Below are 17,915 nucleotides of genomic sequence, written 5' to 3' on the forward strand. Positions count from 1 at the left end.
ACCTTGCCAAGGTCGAGGCCGCGGGTTCGAGTCCCGTCTCGCGCTCTTTTTATTTCTAGGATTTATGCGGGTTCCGAGGTTTTCGGAGCCCGCTTTTAATTTACATAGAATTGCTAAAAGTTTTTACTGAAGGTTTTGTATTATCATTCCGTATATGCTTGCTGGAAGAAATTCAAGAAACGAAGAAAAATGAAGGAAAATGCGTGATTTTTTTAATTTCCACTTGCATGTATACCTTGCCTGTGATATAGTATAAAGGCTGAAAATTCACGCCGGTCGGATTTGCGCAGGACGGTGCTCATTATGAGTCCCCGCGGAAAGCATGAGAAGACGGCGGAAGAAAAACCAAAATTGGAGGAAAGAAACATGAGCGTTATTTCAATGAAGCAGTTACTTGAAGCAGGTGTACATTTTGGACACCAGACCAGAAGATGGAACCCGAAAATGGCTCCGTACATCTACACCGAGAGAAATGGTATCCACATCATCGACCTTCAGAAATCTGTAGGTAAAGTAGATGAGGCTTACAAGGCAGTATCTGATATCGCAGCAGACGGCGGCACAATCCTGTTCGTTGGTACAAAGAAGCAGGCTCAGGACGCTATCAAGACCGAGGCTGAGAGATGCTGTATGTTCTATGTAAACGAGAGATGGTTAGGCGGTATGCTGACAAACTTCAAGACCATCCAGAGCCGTATCGCTAGATTAAAACAGATCGAGGCTATGTCTGAGGACGGAACTTTCGACGTTCTGCCGAAGAAAGAAGTTATCGAGCTGAAAAAAGAGTGGGAGAAGCTGGAGAAGAACCTGGGCGGTATCAAAGATATGAAGAAGATCCCGGATGCTATCTTCGTAGTAGATCCGAAGAAGGAAAGAATCTGCGTACAGGAGGCTCATACTCTGGGTATTCCGCTGATCGGTATCATCGATACCAACTGTGATCCGGAAGAGCTGGATTATGTAATCCCGGGTAACGATGATGCTATCCGTGCCGTAAAACTGATCGTTTCCAGAATGGCAGACGCTGTTATCGAAGCTAAGCAGGGCGAGGCTGAGGCAGCTGCAGCAGAGGGCGAAGCAGAGGCTACAGAGGCTTAATTAACCCCAAAATTAAAAACTGAAACCAAAAGACCAGGAGCACGCCGCGGTTTTCCGCATAAAAGCGTGCTCCGCGCGGGTATACGAACGTGTACCTGAATTTATATACACGGAGGGATTTAAGATGGCAGTTACAGCCGCAATGGTAAAAGAGTTACGTGAAATGACAGGCGCTGGTATGATGGACTGTAAGAAAGCTCTTGCAGCTACAGATGGCGACATGGACAAAGCTGTTGAGTTCCTGAGAGAAAAAGGACTTGCAGGCGCTACTAAGAAAGCTGGCCGTATTGCAGCAGAGGGTATCGTTATGACTAAGGTTACCGCTGATGAAAAGAAGGCAGTTGTAGTAGAAGTAAACGCAGAGACAGACTTCGTAGCTAAGAACGAGAAGTTCCAGAACTATGTATCTGATGTTGCTGAGCAGGCGCTGAACACAAGCGCAGTAGATATTGACGCATTTCTGGCTGAAAAATGGGCAAAGGATCCGTCCCTGACAGTTGCAGAGGCTCTGTCTTCCCAGATCTCCATCATCGGCGAGAACATGAAGATCCGTCGTTTTGCTCAGTTAGCTGAGGAGAACGGTTTCGTTGCTTCCTACATCCATGCAGGCGGCAAGATCGGCGTTCTGGTAGACGTTGAAACTGACGTTGTAAACGATGCAATCAAAGAGATGGCTAAGAACGTAGCTATGCAGGCTGCAGCTCTGAAACCGCTGTACACCAACGACAGCGAAGTAGATGCAGATTACATCGCAAAAGAGAAAGAGATCCTGACTGTAGCAGCTAAGAACGAGAAGCCGGATGCAAACGACAAGATCATCAACGGTATGGTTATGGGTCGTATCAAGAAAGAGCTCAAAGAGATCTGCCTTCTGGATCAGGTATATGTTAAGGCTGAGGATGGCAAGCAGAGCGTAGCTCAGTATGTAGCTCAGGTTGCTAAAGAGAATGGTGCGAAGATCACTGTTAAGAAGTTCGTTCGTTTCGAGACTGGCGAAGGTATCGAAAAGAAGGAAGAGAACTTTGCAGAGGAAGTTGCAAAGCAGATGGGACAGTAGTTCTCATTTTCAAGAAATGTCCAAAACGTCGGAATCGAAAGGTTCCGGCGTTTTTTGCGTCTATGTGCTAGTCCATCTGCTCTGGATTGGAAGGACAGCCAGAAAGGGGAATGTTGACAGTCCGCTCCCCAGGATATATAATATTTCTCAGGAAATAACACCAGCATGGAAGGGGAAACAAATAGAATGAAGAAAATTATTTTAACCGGCGATCGTCCTACCGGGCGCTTACATGTCGGACATTATGTTGGCTCTCTGAGCGAGAGAGTGAGACTTCAGAATTCCGGCAAATTCGACGAGATCTATATTATGATTGCCGATGCACAGGCGCTGACAGATAACGCAGATCATCCGGAAAAGGTGCGTAAAAATATTCTGCAGGTTGCCCTGGACTATCTGGCTTGTGGAATTGACCCGGAGAAATCCACCATCTTTATCCAGTCGATGGTGCCGGAGCTGACAGAGCTTACTTTTTACTATATGAACCTGGTTACGGTATCCCGTGTACAGCGAAATCCTACCGTAAAAGCAGAGATTCAGATGCGTAATTTTGAGGCAAGCATCCCGGTTGGATTCTTTACTTATCCGATTAGCCAGGCGGCGGATATCACTGCATTCCGCGCGACGACTGTTCCGGTTGGAGAGGATCAGATGCCGATGTTAGAGCAGTGCAAGGAGATCGTCCACAAATTCAACAGCGTGTACGGCGAGACTCTGACGGAACCGGAGATCCTGCTTCCGTCCAACAAGGCATGTCTGCGTCTGCCGGGTATCGATGGAAAGGCAAAGATGAGCAAATCGCTTGGAAACTGCATCTACCTTTCTGATTCGGAAGCAGATGTGAAGAAGAAGATCATGTCCATGTTTACAGATCCAAATCATCTGCGTGTCGAGGATCCGGGTAAAGTCGAGGGCAATCCGGTCTTCATCTATCTGGATGCATTCTGCCGTCCGGAGTATTTTGCAGAGTTCCTGCCGGATTACCAGAACCTGGACGAGCTGAAAGCGCATTACCAGAGAGGTGGTCTGGGCGATGTGAAGGTGAAGAAATTCTTAAACAACGTCATGCAGGCTGAACTGGCTCCGATCCGCGCGAGACGCCAGGAATGGGAGAAGAGAATCCCGGATGTATTTGACATCCTGAAAGAGGGAAGCAAGGCAGCAGAGGCGAAGGCTGCTGAGACACTTCGCGATGTGAAGGCTTCGATGCGGATCAATTATTTTGATGATGACAGCCTGATTGATACGATCGAGGACTAAGATAAAAAGTGGAAATTCGGCGTGGCTTTCTGGAATGCCGGGAGTGTGCTGCCGGAAATGAATTGATTTAAAAAATAGAGAAAAGTCTGTCTTCTGGCACGGGAAAGGTGCCGGGGTGACAGGCTTTTTTTCGCGTGATTCCCACTTAAAAACGGTTTACATAGTCCCTAAAATTCGATATAATAGTCTGTATCGCGTTATAACACAAAGTTATATCAAATATGAAATGAAAGAATACTAAGAGGGCTACACATGAGCAAAAACAAACAATGGGCGAGTAAGCTGGGCTTTATTATGGCAACGGCTGGGGCGGCGATTGGATTGGGAAATCTGTGGAAATTTCCATATCTGATGGGAAAGAACGGTGGATTTCCATTTCTGGTTGCGTATCTGTTTTTTATCGTTCTTCTCGGACTGCCGGTTATGATCACGGAAATGTCCCTGGGACGGAAGACGCGGCATGATCCGGTGCAGGCATATGCGGACATTCATCCGCACGCACGGATTGTCGGTATATTCGGCGTACTGGCGGCGTTTATTATTTTGAGTTATTACAGCGTCATCGGCGGCTGGATTTTAAAGTATATTGCCAGCTATGTGACGACGGCGGCAGCGCCGGATTTTGACGCCTTTATTGGCAGCAGCGAGCCGGTGATCTGGCATATTGTATTTATGGCAGCGACTATAGCTGTCTGCTATTTTGGCATCAATGGCATTGAGAAAGCGAGCAAATTGATGATGCCGATGCTTCTGGTTCTGTTATTTGTCATCATTTTCAGAAGCGTGACGCTTCCGGGAGCTTCGAAAGGACTGTTATTTATCTTCCAGCCGGATTTTTCGGCGTTCACGCTTTCCTCCGTCAGTGCGGCACTGGGACAGGTGTTTTATTCGCTGAGTCTCTGCATGGGTATCACGATTACTTACGGAAGCTATCTGAGTGGAAAGGAAAATATTCCAAAAAGCTGTATGATCATCGGCGGTCTGGATACTGTGATTGCGGTTCTCGCGGGTATCGCGATCTTTCCGGCAGTATTTGCCTTCGGTCTGGAGCCGGGACAGGGACCGGGACTGATTTTCGGTACACTGCCGATGGTATTTGCGAATATTGCGGGGGGAACTTTCTTCGCAATTCTGTTTTTTGCGCTGGTTTTTTTCGCAGCCGTTACGAGTGCGATCGCACTTCTGGAAGTCTGTGCCTCCTTTGCGATTGATTCGCTGGGCTGGGAACGCAAGCCTGCGGCGCTTGTGATTGGTACGGCGATCACGCTGCTCGGCATTCCGAGTGCGCTGTCCTTCGGCGTCTTGAGTGATGTCACAATCCTGAATCAGTCGGTCTTTGATTTCGCTGGACTGGTAACGGATAATATCCTGATGCCGCTCGGCGGACTTACGATGTGCTACTATGTAGGCTGGAAATGGAAACCGGAGTATCTGCTTGCGGAGATCGAGGCGGACGGTACGAAGTTCCGTCTGGGAAAACTCTGGGTGTTCTGCATTCGATTCCTGACGCCGATTATGGTGGGAATCGTCAGTGTAACTGGATTTTATAATTTGTACTTAGCGATCCGGTAGGAAGAGCGGCTTTGTTGACAAAAGCAGGAAATTGCCGTATACTTGTTAAAGTTCAGACAGGGTTACGGAAACGGGGATAGGATGTGCTTGACGGTGGATCAAGGACAGGAAAAGACCGTTTATGTGATAGTTTGGACGGACAGACAACTTGGGGAAACTTGAATATAAGACAATAAAAATATGGGGATACCGCAGAATGACAAGGATGTGATTGGGCGGTGTCCCCGCTTCGACTGTGGAGAATGAACCGGACATGAGGCATTGCTACGGGTAAAGAAGCGCTGCGTAACTGTGTGCGCAAAATCATGAGCCGGAAGACGTCGTGGAGAAAGCAGAGAAGGAGGATGAGATATATGGTTCCGAGAAAGAAAACATTAGCCAAGACAGCAGAAAAGAAATCTGTTTCAACGAAAGAGAAAAAGGTTCCGTCTGTTGTGGAGAAAAAAGAGACAGCCATAGCTGAAGTAGCGAAGAAAGAAACGGCAGTGGCAGCAGTCGCAAAGAAAGAGACAGCGGTAGCGGAAGTAGCAAAGAAGGAAACAGCTGTGGCAGCCGTGGAGAAAAAAGAGACGGCAGTAGCATCCGTTCCGAAAAAGGAAACTGCACTGGCACACGTAGAGAAGAAAGAGACAGCCGTAGCGCCGGTACAGAAGAAGGAGACCGCCCTCGCAGAGAAGAAAGAGATGGCAGCAGCCGCAGAGAAAAAGGAGACAGACGTGACCGTAAAGAAAACAACTGCAAAGAGAACCACAAAGACAACCACAAAGACAACCACTGCAGCAAAGAAGACAGCTGAGAAAAAGGAAGTAAAGACAGTTGCATACGTACAGTACGCAGGTGCAGAGATTTCTATCGAGAAGCTGGAGGCAGAAGCAAAGAAAGCATATGCAGCTCTGGGACATAAAGAGGAAGAGATTGAGACTCTGACCCTGTATGTTAAACCGGAAGAGCGTGCCGTTTACTATGTGGTAAATGGAGAAGGTTCCAGCGAGTACAAGATTGTGTACTAAGGTGGGCGTTCGGTGAAGTTTCCGGCTCTGTATGACGGGAAGTTTACATACCATATCTGCTTAAAATGAGGGAGCAGGTATAAAAATCTAAGAATGGTAAAAAGCCAGTTTTTATATCTTTGGTGTATTAAGAGAGATATAGAACTGGCTTTTTTTGTTGATAGGGAGATGTTTAAAAAACGCTTTGCAAGAATTACAACAGGGAATGCGGATGATTCGATGCCAGGCGTAGTGAAGGAAAAAACAGCCAGAACAGTACGCCAGCGGTTAAGGTCAGGCAAATTTCCATGGCACTGTTGATGATTCCCGATAAAATCCAGCTGTCCAGACAGAAAACACAAGAAGTCCAGAGAAGCAGGAGGCAGAGGCGCCCACGGGCAGCAGGAGAATCCAAAGAGTGAGTCAATTTGCTGAAAAAGGCAGTATTGGAGGGTGTTTGGGAATAACGGGCAGGAGCTGGGGACGAAAGATAGAGCTGCAAGCTTAAATAAAACAGATTATAAAGAAATAACAGTGCAGCCGCCAGTGCCAGAAGCGTGTGAAGGATAGCACAGACTGGGAGGTGCTCCGGGGTATAGGGCAGCAGGGCAGCGGCAGTGAGGAGAAGCAGGCAGCATTTTGCCTGGCGGGGGCGGTACAGGGAGAGTTGGGAGTAGAAAAAGCCGCCGCAGAGCAGGCACCAGAGAAAAAATTCCCCGCGTCGGTGCAGTGCGATGCTGATGCTGGAAAAATTGGAAGAAAACAGATTGCATCCGCGTGTGAGTGAGAAACTAAAAAATGGGAGGAGAACGAACGTAAATATCCATCGAATCATGAGGATAGTATGGGAAAATGGGGCGGAAAAGATACTGGAAAGAAGAGGCAGAAATAGTTGACGGAATTGCTGTTTATGTAATAGTATTATTATTTAGGAAAGATGAATTATATGTTTGATTAAGAAGGATAATACAAAACCATGATAAATTTACCAGCAGCATTTACTGAACGAATGAAACAGATGCTCGGCAGGGAGTACGATGCGTTTATCGCCAGTTACGACAAGGAGCGCTCACAGGGACTACGCGTGAACGGACTGAAAACGGATCCGGCGGAATTTGCTAAGACGGCTCCATTTTCTCTGAATCCGGTTGCGTGGGCGGCGGAGGGATTCGCTTATGGGGCGGAGGATCGTCCGGGGCGTCATCCGTACCACGATGCGGGCGTTTACTATATTCAGGAGCCGAGTGCGATGATTGCGGCTTCGCTTTTAAACCCGCAGCCGGGGGAAATGATTCTGGATCTCTGTGCGGCACCGGGCGGAAAATCGACGCAGGCGGCGGCGAGACTGGGCGGAGAAGGACTTCTGGTGAGCAATGAGATCCATCCGGCGCGTGCAAAGATTCTCTCGCAGAATATCGAGCGCATGGGAATCCGGAATGCGGTTGTGACAAATGAAGATTCCGGGCGGCTGACGAAGTATTTTCCGGCATTTTTTGATGGGATCATCGTGGATGCACCGTGTTCCGGCGAGGGAATGTTCCGCAAGGATGAGACGGCGATCACGGAATGGAGCCCGGAGAATGTGCGTCGCTGTGCTGGGCGGCAGCAGGAGATTCTTGAAAATGCGGCGATGATGCTGAAACCGGGCGGACGGCTGGTGTACTCCACCTGTACGTTTGCGCCGGAGGAGGACGAGCAGGCGATCGGACGTTTCTTAGAGGCACATCCAGAGTTTGCGCTAGAGGAAACGCCGGACTATCCGGGACTTTCGCACGGCGTTCCAGCCTGGGGAGCGGGCGTGACGGATGGAATCGAGAAAACGGTCCGTATCTGGCCGCACCGGACCGAGGGAGAAGGCCATTATGCGGCACTTCTTCGAAAAACGGGCGAGCCGGGGAGCGTGAAGCGTAAATATCCGGCTTCGATGAAGGACAAGAAGCTTCTGGCAGTCTATGAGGATTTCTGCAAAGAGATATTTATTGAGCCGAAGAAATGGACAGCGGACAGTACGATGACGATGTTTGGCGACCAGCTTTACCGGACGCCGGAGGAGATGGTCGATTTTAAGGGGCTGCGGGTGCTTCGCCCGGGGCTTCAGATGGGAGAATTTAAGAAAAACCGTTTTGAGCCGTCTCACGCGCTGGCACTTGCCCTGCATCCATCGGAGGTAAAACAGAATGTGAACCTGTCTGCCGACGCGCCGGAGACGGCGGCATACCTGCGCGGCGAGACGATCCAGCTTTCTGAGGAAGACGCCGGAAAAGGCTGGTGCCTTGTGAGTGTGGACGGGTATTCGCTCGGATGGGGCAAGAAGAGCGGCGGGACGCTGAAAAACCATTATCCGAAGGGACTGCGGAAGCAGTATTAATAGAAGAAGGAAAAATCCTCCGGCATCGGAGCCGTAAACTCCATTGCTTCCCCAGTGATCGGATGCCGGAATGCCACCGTATAGGAGTGAAGCGCCTGCCGTCCGATGAAGCGGTAATCCGGGTTGTATAGAAAATCCCCTAAAAGCGGGTGCCCGATGGCTTTCATGTGGACCCGGATCTGGTGGGTGCGCCCCGTTTCCAGGCGAAGCCGGACGAGGGAGCAGCCGAGATCGTCCCGGTAATCGAGACACCGGTAATGGGTGACGGCGTGTTCCCCATGATCCATATCGATGCAGCGTTCGATGGTGGAACCATCTTTTCGGGCGATCGGCAGATCGATGGTGCCGGATTCTTCTGGTTTACCGGCAACAATCGCGAGATATTCGCGGCGTATCTCTTTTTTTGCAGTCATGGCGGAGAGAAATGCGCCGCTTATTTTATGTTTGGCGATCAGCAGAAGACCGGTGGTGTCGCGGTCTAAGCGGTTCACGGCACGGAACACGAAATGTTCGCCGCGCGAGGCAAACCGGTACGCGAGGGCGTTTGCCAGCGTATTTTCATGGTGTCCCTGGGATGGGTGGACAGGCATTCCGGGGGCTTTGTTGAGTATTATGAGATCTTCGTCTTCATATACTATATCGATCGGAAGATTGACCGGAAGAATATCTGAAGAAACGGGTTCGTCCGGGAGAAAGAGCGTCAGGGTGTCTCCGATCTGAAGCGGTGTGTTCAGCCAGGACGGTGTTCCGTTCAGGCAGATCTGCTCAGGGTTCTGTTTGAGCTCGATGAGGATGCGGCGGGAATATCCGGCATCGCGGAGGAAGGCGCCGATGGTGTCAGCATTGTTTTTATTTGTAATAGTGTATGATAATGTCCGTTTCATTTAGGGAACCTCTTTGTAATCATTGTGATGCCAATAAGGATAACATAAAAGCAAGGAGGCTGCAATCTCATAGTATTTTTTGAAGGATTCTCGAAACCCTATTGACTTGCGATCAAAAACCTAGTATCATTACTAATAAGTAAGGCTGTTTTTATTCAAATTACTTATAAGTAGAACTAATAAATACAATGCAGAGAAAAGGAGAATGAACGATGGCAAAAGTAGGAATTGTAATGGGAAGCGATTCGGACATGCCGATCATGGCACAGGCAGCAGATTTTCTGGACAAGATGGGGATTGATTATGAAATGACAATCATTTCTGCACACCGTGAGCCAGACATCTTTTTTAACTATGCAAAATCCGCTGAGGAGAAAGGCTTTAAGGTTATCATTGCAGGTGCTGGTAAGGCAGCGCATCTGCCGGGTATGTGCGCGGCACTGTTTCCGATGCCGGTGATCGGTATTCCGATGAAAACCTCAGATTTAGGCGGAGTTGATTCTCTGTATTCGATCGTACAGATGCCGTCCGGTATTCCGGTTGCGACGGTAGCGATCAACGGCGGCAAGAATGCGGGTATTCTGGCAGCCAAGATTCTGGCAACTTCCGATCCGGAGCTTTTAGCAAAATTAAAAGCATACTCTGAGGAGATGAAGAACGAAGTGGTCGGTAAGGATGAGAAATTACAGAAACTGGGACATAAAGAGTATCTGGCACAGAAATAAACATTAAAAATATAAACAAGGACATACGGAGGAAAACCATGGATTACAAGAATTCCGGAGTAGATATTGAGGCTGGTTATAAGTCGGTAGAACTGATGAAAGAGCATGTAAAGAAAACGATGCGTGAGGAAGTGCTGGGAGGTCTGGGCGGCTTTGCCGGTGCATTCTCCCTGGCAAAGATTAAAGAGATGGAAGATCCGGTTCTCTTATCTGGTACGGACGGCTGTGGTACCAAGGTAAAACTGGCGATCATCATGGACAAGCATGACACGATCGGTATCGACGCGGTTGCGATGTGTGTCAACGACATTGCATGTGCAGGCGGCGAGCCGCTGTTTTTCCTGGACTATATTGCCTGCGGCAAGAACTATCCGGAAAAGATCGCGGATATCGTAAAAGGCGTTGCAGAAGGCTGCTTACAGTCGGAGGCAGCTCTGATCGGCGGCGAGACAGCTGAGCATCCGGGGCTGATGCCGGAGGAAGATTATGATCTGGCTGGTTTTGCTGTCGGCGTGGTTGATAAAAAAGACATGATTACCGGCGAAAACCTGAAACCGGGTGATGTACTGATCGGTATGGCATCCACCGGCGTTCACAGCAATGGTTTCTCCCTGGTCCGCAAGGTATTTGAGAAGGAACTCAACAAAGAGGGACTGGAGACCTACTATGAGGAGTTGGGAACCACGCTTGGCGAGGCACTTCTGGCACCGACCCGTATCTATGTAAAGGCGCTGAAAGCAGTGAAGAATGCGGGCGTGACTGTGAAAGCGTGCAGCCATATCACAGGCGGCGGCTTCTATGAGAATGTTCCGCGTATGCTGAAAGACGGCGTCCGCGCAGTCATCAAGAAAGACAGCTATCAGATTCCGCCGATCTTCGGTATGCTGGCGAAGAAAGGCGATATCGAGGAGCACATGATGTACAATACCTACAATATGGGTATTGGCATGGTCGTAGCAGTCGATGCGGCTGATGCAGAGCGAGCGATGGAGGCAATGAAGTCCGCTGGCGATACACCGTACATCATCGGTTCCATTGAGGCAGGAGAAAAGGGAGTAACATTATGCTAAGAGTCGTTGTAATGGTGTCTGGCGGCGGTACAAATCTGCAGGCAATCCTGGATGCGGTTGATAACGGCAAGATCACGAACGCAGAAGTTGTGGCGGTTATCAGCAACAATGAGGGCGCTTATGCGATTGAGCGCGCGAAAAACCACGGTGTCCCGGCATTTGTTGTGACTCCGAAGGCGTATGAAACACGCGATGCGTTCAATGAGGCGCTTTTGGAGACCATCAAGGCATGTAAGCCGGATCTCATCGTTCTGGCTGGATTCCTTGTGAAGATTCCGGCGGCGATGATCGAGGCATACAGAAATAAAATTATCAATATCCATCCGTCCCTGATTCCGTCATTCTGCGGCGTCGGCTATTACGGACTGAAGGTGCATGAGGCGGCGCTGGCGCGCGGCGTCAAGGTGACGGGCGCGACGGTTCACTATGTGGATGAGGGAACCGATACCGGTCCGATCCTCTTCCAGAAAGCCGTAGAGGTGCAGCCGGATGATACGCCGAAGACGCTGCAGCAGCGCGTGATGGAACAGGCAGAGTGGGTACTGCTTCCGCAGGCGATCAATGCGATTGCAAACGGAAGAATATAAGGAGAAGAACATGAAAGTTTTAATCGTTGGCAGCGGCGGACGTGAGCATGCGATCGCATGGAAAGTAGCTCAGAGTCCGAAGGTAGATAAAATTTATTGTGCACCGGGCAATGCGGGAATTGCAGAGTATGCAGAGTGTGTGCCGATCAGTGCGATGGAATTTGATAAGCTGGCGGCATTTGCAAAAGAGCATGAGGTTGACCTGACCGTGATCGGCATGGACGATCCGCTGGTTGGCGGTATCGTGGATGTGTTCGAGGCACAGGGACTGCGTGTATTTGGACCGAGAAAAAATGCGGCGATTCTGGAAGGATCGAAGGCATTTTCCAAGGATCTGATGAAGAAATACAACATTCCGACCGCAGCCTATGAGACTTTTACCGATCCATACAAGGCGCTGGAATATTTACAGACTGCTAAGATGCCGATCGTTTTGAAAGCAGATGGTCTGGCACTTGGAAAAGGTGTTCTGATCTGCAATACGCTGGAAGAAGCACAGGCAGGCGTCAAGGAGATCATGGAGGACAAGAAGTTTGGTTCTGCCGGTAATCAGATGGTCATCGAGGAGTTCATGACAGGACGCGAGGTTTCGGTTCTTTCCTTCGTCGATGGTGATACGATCCGCATTATGACCTCCTCTCAGGACCACAAGCGGGCGCTGGACGGCGATCAGGGCTTAAATACAGGCGGTATGGGAACCTTCTCACCAAGCCCGTTCTACACAAAAGAAGTAGATGAATTCTGTAAAAAGTACATCTATCAGCCGTCGGTTGATGCGATGAAGAAGGAAGGACGTACCTTCAAGGGCATCATTTTCTTCGGTCTGATGCTGACCGAAGATGGTCCGAAGGTGCTGGAATACAATGCCCGTTTCGGCGATCCGGAGACACAGGTTGTCCTGCCGCGCATGAAGAATGATATCATGGAAGTCTTTGAGGCATGTATCGACGGAACCCTGAATCAGATTGAGCTTGAATTTGAGGATAATGCAGCAGTCTGCGTCGTTCTGGCGTCGGACGGCTACCCGGTGAAATATGAAAAGGGCTTCAAGATTCACGGTCTGGAGAAGTTCAAGGATGCAGACGGATACTATGTATTCCACGCGGGCACGAAGTTTGATGAGGACGGCGACATCGTGACAAACGGCGGTCGGGTGCTGGGCGTTACTGCAAAGGGCAAAGACCTGAAAGAGGCGCGCGCCAATGCATACAAGGCGACCGAGTGGATCGATTTCGCTAACAAATATATGCGCCATGATATCGGGCATGCGATTGATGAGGCGTAGGGGAAGCGGCAGGTAGTAGATTCCTATTTAGAAAAGAAACGGGGATATCAGATTTGAACGTCTGATATCCCTGTTTTTGTCTGGATGTTGGAAAAAAATGCTTTTGAAAAACATATTAAAAACATTCCATCGTGCTATAATAAAAAGAAAAGATGATCTGTTTTCATGCAATTAAAAGGAGGACAACGCAATGGCTAACAAATATGCAGGAACCCAGACGGAAAAGAACCTGAGGGAGGCTTTTTCCGGCGAATCACAGGCGAGAAATAAATATACCTATTTTGCATCCAAGGCAAAAAAAGAGGAATTTGAGCAGATTTCCGCCCTTTTTTTAAAGACCGCAGACAATGAGAAAGAACACGCAAAGATGTGGTTTAAGGAATTAGACGGTCTGGGAAATACCGCAGAGAATCTGGCATCTGCTGCAGACGGTGAGAACTATGAGTGGACAGATATGTATGATGGATTTGCCAAGACGGCTGAGGAAGAGGGCTTTCCGGAGCTGGCAGTGAAATTCCGTATGGTAGCGGAGATCGAAAAACATCATGAAGAGCGCTACCGTGCCCTGCTTCACAATGTGGAAGCGCAGGAAGTATTTAAGAAGAGCGAAGTGAAGGTATGGGAATGCCGCAACTGCGGTCATATCGTAGTAGGCGAGAAAGCACCGGAAGTTTGTCCGGTATGCGCGCATCCGCAGGCTTATTTCGAGGTTCATGCGGAGAATTACTAAATTTCGGAAACGACGAGGCGCCAGCTGGGGGTGCTGCCGATTCCTTATTGTGTATAAAAAAGGCAGATGCATCATATAAAAGATACGAAAATTAAGCAGGCTGTTTTGGAGTAGTTCATATGAGATCGTCTTTTTTATCATTCGCACCAGATGTTTCGGAGGAACAATGCCAGGCAGAACATTGGATTGACACAGGAAATGCGTCAGGAACAGTAAAAATGACGCCGGAAGAAATTGAAAATTTGAATGCACGAATTTTACGGACATCTGGAACGGAAATGCATGATTTGAAAAATGAAGCCTTTGCCAAAGAAGAGAGAGTTGTTTATGATAAATGGTGTGGAAATTTCTTATCATTTGGGATACAGGGGATAAATTGGACTGTGTGTGATGCTCAAAATTCCGTGAATAAAAATGTTCATATCAAATATGGAATCGCGACTTCACAGGGGTTGATCAAACAGTTTCCGATGGAGACTTTTTTAGCCGATGAGGAGGATCCATCCGATCCGGAGTGGGATGAGGCAGCACTTTGTCTCTGTATGGTCGGGGAACCGCTTTTGATTTTGGGTTCGGTGCAGGAAGAGAGTTATCTGTATGTCCGGAATGAATGCAGCGAGGGCTGGATATCGGCAGAGTCGGTGGCAGTCTGTCGGAACCGGGCGGAATGGCTGATGGCGGCATTTCCGCTCCATCCGTTAGTAGTGACAGGGGATATGGTCTGGCTGGAAGCAAGTGCAGTCTATTCGGGAACCAGTGCATACCGGCTTCGGATGGGGACGGTGTTGGAATTGTGCGTGGAAGAAGGAATCCCAGAGATAAAAGAAACAATAGAAACAAACAGAAAAAAAGGGACAGGAGCGGTAATAGAGACAACAGAAGCACAGGCAGAACAGAGGGTACAGAACAGACTGTCTTGGAATAATTACATCGTCTGGCTTCCATGCCGCGCCCCGGATGGCAGTTTCTTTCGGCAAAAAGGATTGATTCCGATGAGTCGGGACGTATCGGTGGGATATTTGAGCTTGACAAATGAGGAGATTATTAAACAGGCGTTCAAGTGTCTGGGAGACCGCTACGGCTGGGGCGGAATGCTGGAGAGCCGGGATTGTTCTTCCTATATCCGGGAAGTGTACCGCTGTTTTGGATGGATCCTGCCTCGCAATACGACCGGGCAGTTGCAGATGCCAGTTCGAAAAATAGAGCTGGCGGGGCGGCGCTGCTCAGAAAAAAAGCAGATTTTAAAAGTATTAGAACCGGGCACACTTCTATATTTTCCGGGACATGTGATGATGTATCTGGGATATGAGAATGGCAATTTTTATGTCATAAACGATGTGAGCAGGCTGGTAAAAGAAGGAGAAACGATGCCGGTGCGTGTACGATCGGTGATTGTCAACACGCTGGCAGTCAGGCGTCCCAATCTGCGGACCTGGATGGAGGAGCTGACGCTTGCTTTGATTCCTTGGGAAACATGAAGCGTATAGCAGATAGAAAAAGGGAGAAAAAGAGAGATGAAGATAATTGTATGTGTGGATAATCAGAACGGCATGATGTTCAATCACAGACGGCAGAGCCAGGACCGCGTGCTTAGAAAGCGTATTCTGGAGCTGACAGGTGGGAAAAAACTGTGGATGAATGCATACAGCCAGAAACAGTTTTTACAGGGAAATATGCCGAAAGAACAGGAACAATCCGGGCAACTGGGGCAATCCGGGCAGATTCAGGCAGATGAAACGTTTTTGGAAAAGGCGGGGCCGGGAGAGTACTGTTTTGTCGAGGACAAGGATGTTGTTCCGTATGAGAGCCGGATCGAAGAAGTGATTCTTTGTCATTGGAACCGGGATTATCCGGCAGATATGTATTTTAAGATGGCTCTGGGCAGCTGGAAGCTGGCAGAAACGCAGGAATATGCGGGTTCCTCGCATGAGAAAATCACAGAAGAGCGGTATGTGCGCAGGTAAAAAATATGCATAAAAAGTAAGTACAATATAAAAGAGTAAGAAAAACATAAAAAACAAGTCAAATATAAAAAAGAGCCGGTTCTGCACCTGAAAATCAGGCGCCAGAACGCGCAAATCTACATGGCTCTGAAAGGGATAGGCTTAAACGGAAAGGCAGAAATTCATATGAGAAAATTGAAAATGTGGCTTCTGGGGCTGGCTGCAGCGGCGATGCTGTCTGTTTCAGCGTGCGCGCAGGAGATTCCAGAGGAAAGTCTGAATGGAAACGGAAGTGTCAGCGCGGAGGAAAATCAGGCGGAAAGTGCGGACGGAGATTCGCAGGCGGTGTCATCGTCAGAAAATGGTGGAAACCGTGTATCTTCTGCTTCGGGAACGTCGTTTAACCTAGCGGATGTACCGGCATATTCCGGTCAGCCGTATGTGGCAGTCAATGGAAATGTGCCGTATTTTACCGATGCGGACCTGACGGATGTATCATTTGAGAGTTACAGTGATCTGGACAGCCTGGGGCGCTGCGGCGTGGCATATGCTTCGGTTTCGCCGGACACGATGCCGACGGAGAAGCGCGGCTCGATCGGGGAAGTCAAGCCGACGGGCTGGCATACGGCGAAGTATGACAATGTGGATGGAAAGTATCTCTATAACCGCTGTCATCTGATCGGCTACCAGCTCACGGCGGAGAATGCTAATGTCAAAAACCTGATTACCGGAACCCGCTATCTGAACGTACAGGGAATGCTGCCATTTGAAAATCTGACAGCCGATTACGTGAAAGAAACCGGAAACCATGTCATGTACCGCGTGACACCGGTTTTTGAGGGCGGTAATCTGGTTGCCTCCGGCGTCTTGATGGAGGCGGAATCCGTCGAAGATCAGGGCGAGGGAGTGCTATTCTGCGTGTACGTCTATAATGTCCAGCCGGGTATTGCGATCGATTATGCGACAGGAGAAAGCTGGGCGGACGGTTCTGGAAGTGAGGGAAGCACAGCCGGACAGGGAACGGCTGGAAATGGCAGCAGCCAGAATCAATCGGCTGGATCGGGAGCAGTTGGTTCGTCGGGAGGCGGCGCTGGATCCTCTGGAAGCAGCGCGACGGTTCAGACCTACATTCTCAATACCAACTCGAAAAAATTTCACCTTCCAAGCTGCACATCTGTCACCCAGATGAAGGCGGCAAACCGGCAGGAATTTACAGGTACGCGCGATGAAGTGATTGCAGATGGATATGAACCATGTAAGAACTGCAATCCCTGATAAAACAGGGATGCAAAGTGTCTCGTTTGTGCTGTGTATGGAAAGAATCGGATGAGAACACGGTTAAAGGAGTTTCTTTGAAATAAGAATACGATTAAAGATGCATTTTCTTCCGGAACAGATCTGCAATAATCTGGGCTGTTTCAGGTGCGCCGTAGTCGTTGGATTTGATACATAAATCGTAGTTCTTGATATTGCCCCAGTCAGTCTGCGTAAAATGTCTGCAGTGAACGGAGCGCTCATGATTTACTTTTTTGATAATTGGAGGCAGGTGCAGTGATAGATTCAGTGGCAGGTGCCACATCCTCTATTTCTTTTAGGGACTTATTTCACAGCCCCTTTCACGTAAATGTACATGGCTCGTAGTGTTCACAAATTCTTCACAAAAAAATAGCACTCACCTCTTGACAGTGCTAATAAGAAGTGCTATAACATAGCCAGAACGAAGGAAAAGGAAGAAAAGAAAAGTTCCCAGACCGTCCCGGTTCCGAAAATGTTGGTAAATAAACATAATGAAATGAAGTTAGAAAAGGAGAGATGACTTATGTTAATGCCGAGTATTTTTGGAGAAAATTTGTTTGATGATTTCTTTAATGATTTTCCGTTTTATGATGATAACGCCGGACAGAAGATAGAGAAAAAGCTGTATGGACGCCATGGACAGAACCTGATGAAGACCGATATCAAGGAAATGGAAGATGGCTATGAGCTGGAGATGGATCTGCCGGGATTTAAGAAAGAAGAGATTTCGATTTCCCTGGAAGATGGTAATCTGACGATTCAGGCTGCGAAGGGACTGGATGAGGACGAGAAGGAGAAAAAGACCGGTCGTTACATCCGCAGAGAGCGTTACGCAGGTTCCTGTGCGAGAAGCTTCTATGTCGGTGATGATATAACCGAGGAAGATATCAAGGCGGAATTTAAGCATGGTATTTTGAAGATTTTTGTTCCGAAGAAAGAAGCAAAACCGGAAGTCGAGCAGAAAAAATATATTGCGATTGAAGGATAATGTAGAAGAAGCAGTCAGCCGGATTGATGGATGCAGTTGTCTGGCTGTAACATAGAAAAGAGC

General features: G+C 48.6%; 17 protein-coding genes. 16 read left to right on the top strand and 1 reads right to left on the bottom strand.

What is annotated here, in order from left to right; all coding sequences use genetic code 11:
- Nucleotides 1-366: 366 nt before the first annotated feature.
- The 7 genes from rpsB to PUQ60_RS01405 all read left to right on the top strand — a co-directional run bounded on the left by rpsB (nucleotide 367) and on the right by PUQ60_RS01405 (nucleotide 8,344).
- Nucleotides 367-1,098: a 30S ribosomal protein S2 gene (gene rpsB / locus PUQ60_RS01375; RefSeq protein ID WP_273400963.1), complete on the top strand. Its 732-nt coding sequence runs from the start codon at nucleotides 367-369 to the stop codon at nucleotides 1,096-1,098.
- A 124-nt stretch (nucleotides 1,099-1,222) separates the two neighbouring features.
- A complete protein-coding gene (gene tsf, locus PUQ60_RS01380; protein WP_273379752.1) occupies nucleotides 1,223-2,155 on the top strand; it encodes a translation elongation factor Ts in 933 nt (310 codons plus the stop codon).
- Between the two features lie 186 nt (nucleotides 2,156-2,341).
- A complete protein-coding gene (gene trpS / locus PUQ60_RS01385; protein WP_117796329.1) occupies nucleotides 2,342-3,415 on the top strand; it encodes a tryptophan--tRNA ligase in 1,074 nt (357 codons plus the stop codon).
- 252 nt (nucleotides 3,416-3,667) lie between these two features.
- Nucleotides 3,668-4,987 (top strand): sodium-dependent transporter, encoded by a 1,320-nt coding sequence (locus PUQ60_RS01390; RefSeq protein ID WP_022359214.1) that lies wholly within the window; start codon nucleotides 3,668-3,670, stop codon nucleotides 4,985-4,987.
- Nucleotides 4,988-5,340: 353 nt separating this feature from the next.
- On the top strand, nucleotides 5,341-5,997 hold the full coding sequence (locus PUQ60_RS01395; RefSeq protein WP_273379756.1) for a DUF6465 family protein: 657 nt from the start codon (nucleotides 5,341-5,343) through the stop codon (nucleotides 5,995-5,997).
- A gap of 538 nt (nucleotides 5,998-6,535) precedes the next feature.
- Nucleotides 6,536-6,763, top strand: coding sequence for a hypothetical protein (locus PUQ60_RS01400; RefSeq protein WP_273379758.1), 228 nt, complete (start codon nucleotides 6,536-6,538; stop codon nucleotides 6,761-6,763).
- A 189-nt stretch (nucleotides 6,764-6,952) separates the two neighbouring features.
- On the top strand, nucleotides 6,953-8,344 hold the full coding sequence (locus PUQ60_RS01405) for an RsmF rRNA methyltransferase first C-terminal domain-containing protein (protein WP_273379759.1): 1,392 nt from the start codon (nucleotides 6,953-6,955) through the stop codon (nucleotides 8,342-8,344).
- Here the strand turns inward: PUQ60_RS01405 and PUQ60_RS01410 are convergent.
- On the bottom strand, nucleotides 8,341-9,228 hold the full coding sequence (locus PUQ60_RS01410; RefSeq protein ID WP_273379761.1) for an RluA family pseudouridine synthase: 888 nt from the start codon (nucleotides 9,226-9,228) through the stop codon (nucleotides 8,341-8,343). The two genes, PUQ60_RS01405 and PUQ60_RS01410, sit on opposite strands and share 4 nt — an antisense overlap.
- 212 nt (nucleotides 9,229-9,440) lie before the next feature.
- Here PUQ60_RS01410 and purE point away from each other — a divergent pair, with 212 nt between their 5' ends.
- From purE to PUQ60_RS01455, 9 genes are all read left to right on the top strand, one after another.
- The gene (gene purE, locus PUQ60_RS01415; protein ID WP_022359211.1) at nucleotides 9,441-9,953 is read left to right on the top strand and encodes a 5-(carboxyamino)imidazole ribonucleotide mutase; all 513 of its coding nucleotides are present in this window, start codon (nucleotides 9,441-9,443) and stop codon (nucleotides 9,951-9,953) included.
- Nucleotides 9,954-9,991: 38 nt separating this feature from the next.
- Nucleotides 9,992-11,023 (top strand): phosphoribosylformylglycinamidine cyclo-ligase, encoded by a 1,032-nt coding sequence (gene purM / locus PUQ60_RS01420; RefSeq protein ID WP_022359210.1) that lies wholly within the window; start codon nucleotides 9,992-9,994, stop codon nucleotides 11,021-11,023.
- Nucleotides 11,017-11,610 carry a phosphoribosylglycinamide formyltransferase gene (purN, locus tag PUQ60_RS01425; RefSeq protein WP_022359209.1) on the top strand — a complete coding sequence of 198 codons (594 nt, stop codon included), beginning with the start codon at nucleotides 11,017-11,019 and terminating at the stop codon, nucleotides 11,608-11,610. The genes purM and purN overlap by 7 nt, the downstream gene beginning before the upstream one ends.
- A 10-nt stretch (nucleotides 11,611-11,620) precedes the next feature.
- Nucleotides 11,621-12,895, top strand: a complete 1,275-nt coding sequence (gene purD, locus PUQ60_RS01430; protein ID WP_273379765.1) for a phosphoribosylamine--glycine ligase — start codon at nucleotides 11,621-11,623, stop codon at nucleotides 12,893-12,895.
- Between the two features lie 190 nt (nucleotides 12,896-13,085).
- On the top strand, nucleotides 13,086-13,625 hold the full coding sequence (gene rbr / locus PUQ60_RS01435; protein ID WP_273379767.1) for a rubrerythrin: 540 nt from the start codon (nucleotides 13,086-13,088) through the stop codon (nucleotides 13,623-13,625).
- Nucleotides 13,626-14,029: 404 nt separating this feature from the next.
- Complete coding sequence (locus PUQ60_RS01440) at nucleotides 14,030-15,103, top strand: NlpC/P60 family protein (RefSeq protein ID WP_273379769.1); 1,074 nt, start codon at nucleotides 14,030-14,032, stop codon at nucleotides 15,101-15,103.
- Nucleotides 15,104-15,139: 36 nt separating this feature from the next.
- On the top strand, nucleotides 15,140-15,589 hold the full coding sequence (locus PUQ60_RS01445; RefSeq protein ID WP_273379771.1) for a ribonuclease Z: 450 nt from the start codon (nucleotides 15,140-15,142) through the stop codon (nucleotides 15,587-15,589).
- A gap of 165 nt (nucleotides 15,590-15,754) precedes the next feature.
- Entirely contained in the window at nucleotides 15,755-16,843 is a 1,089-nt protein-coding gene (locus PUQ60_RS01450; RefSeq protein WP_273379773.1) for a DNA/RNA non-specific endonuclease, read from the top strand.
- Between the two features lie 544 nt (nucleotides 16,844-17,387).
- A complete protein-coding gene (locus PUQ60_RS01455; protein WP_273379775.1) occupies nucleotides 17,388-17,852 on the top strand; it encodes an Hsp20/alpha crystallin family protein in 465 nt (154 codons plus the stop codon).
- Nucleotides 17,853-17,915: the final 63 nt, after the last annotated feature.

It is taken from the genome of Clostridium sp. AF02-29, assembly GCF_934835585.1.
In the GTDB taxonomy this organism is placed as follows: Bacteria; Bacillota; Clostridia; order Lachnospirales; family Lachnospiraceae; genus Otoolea; species Otoolea fessa.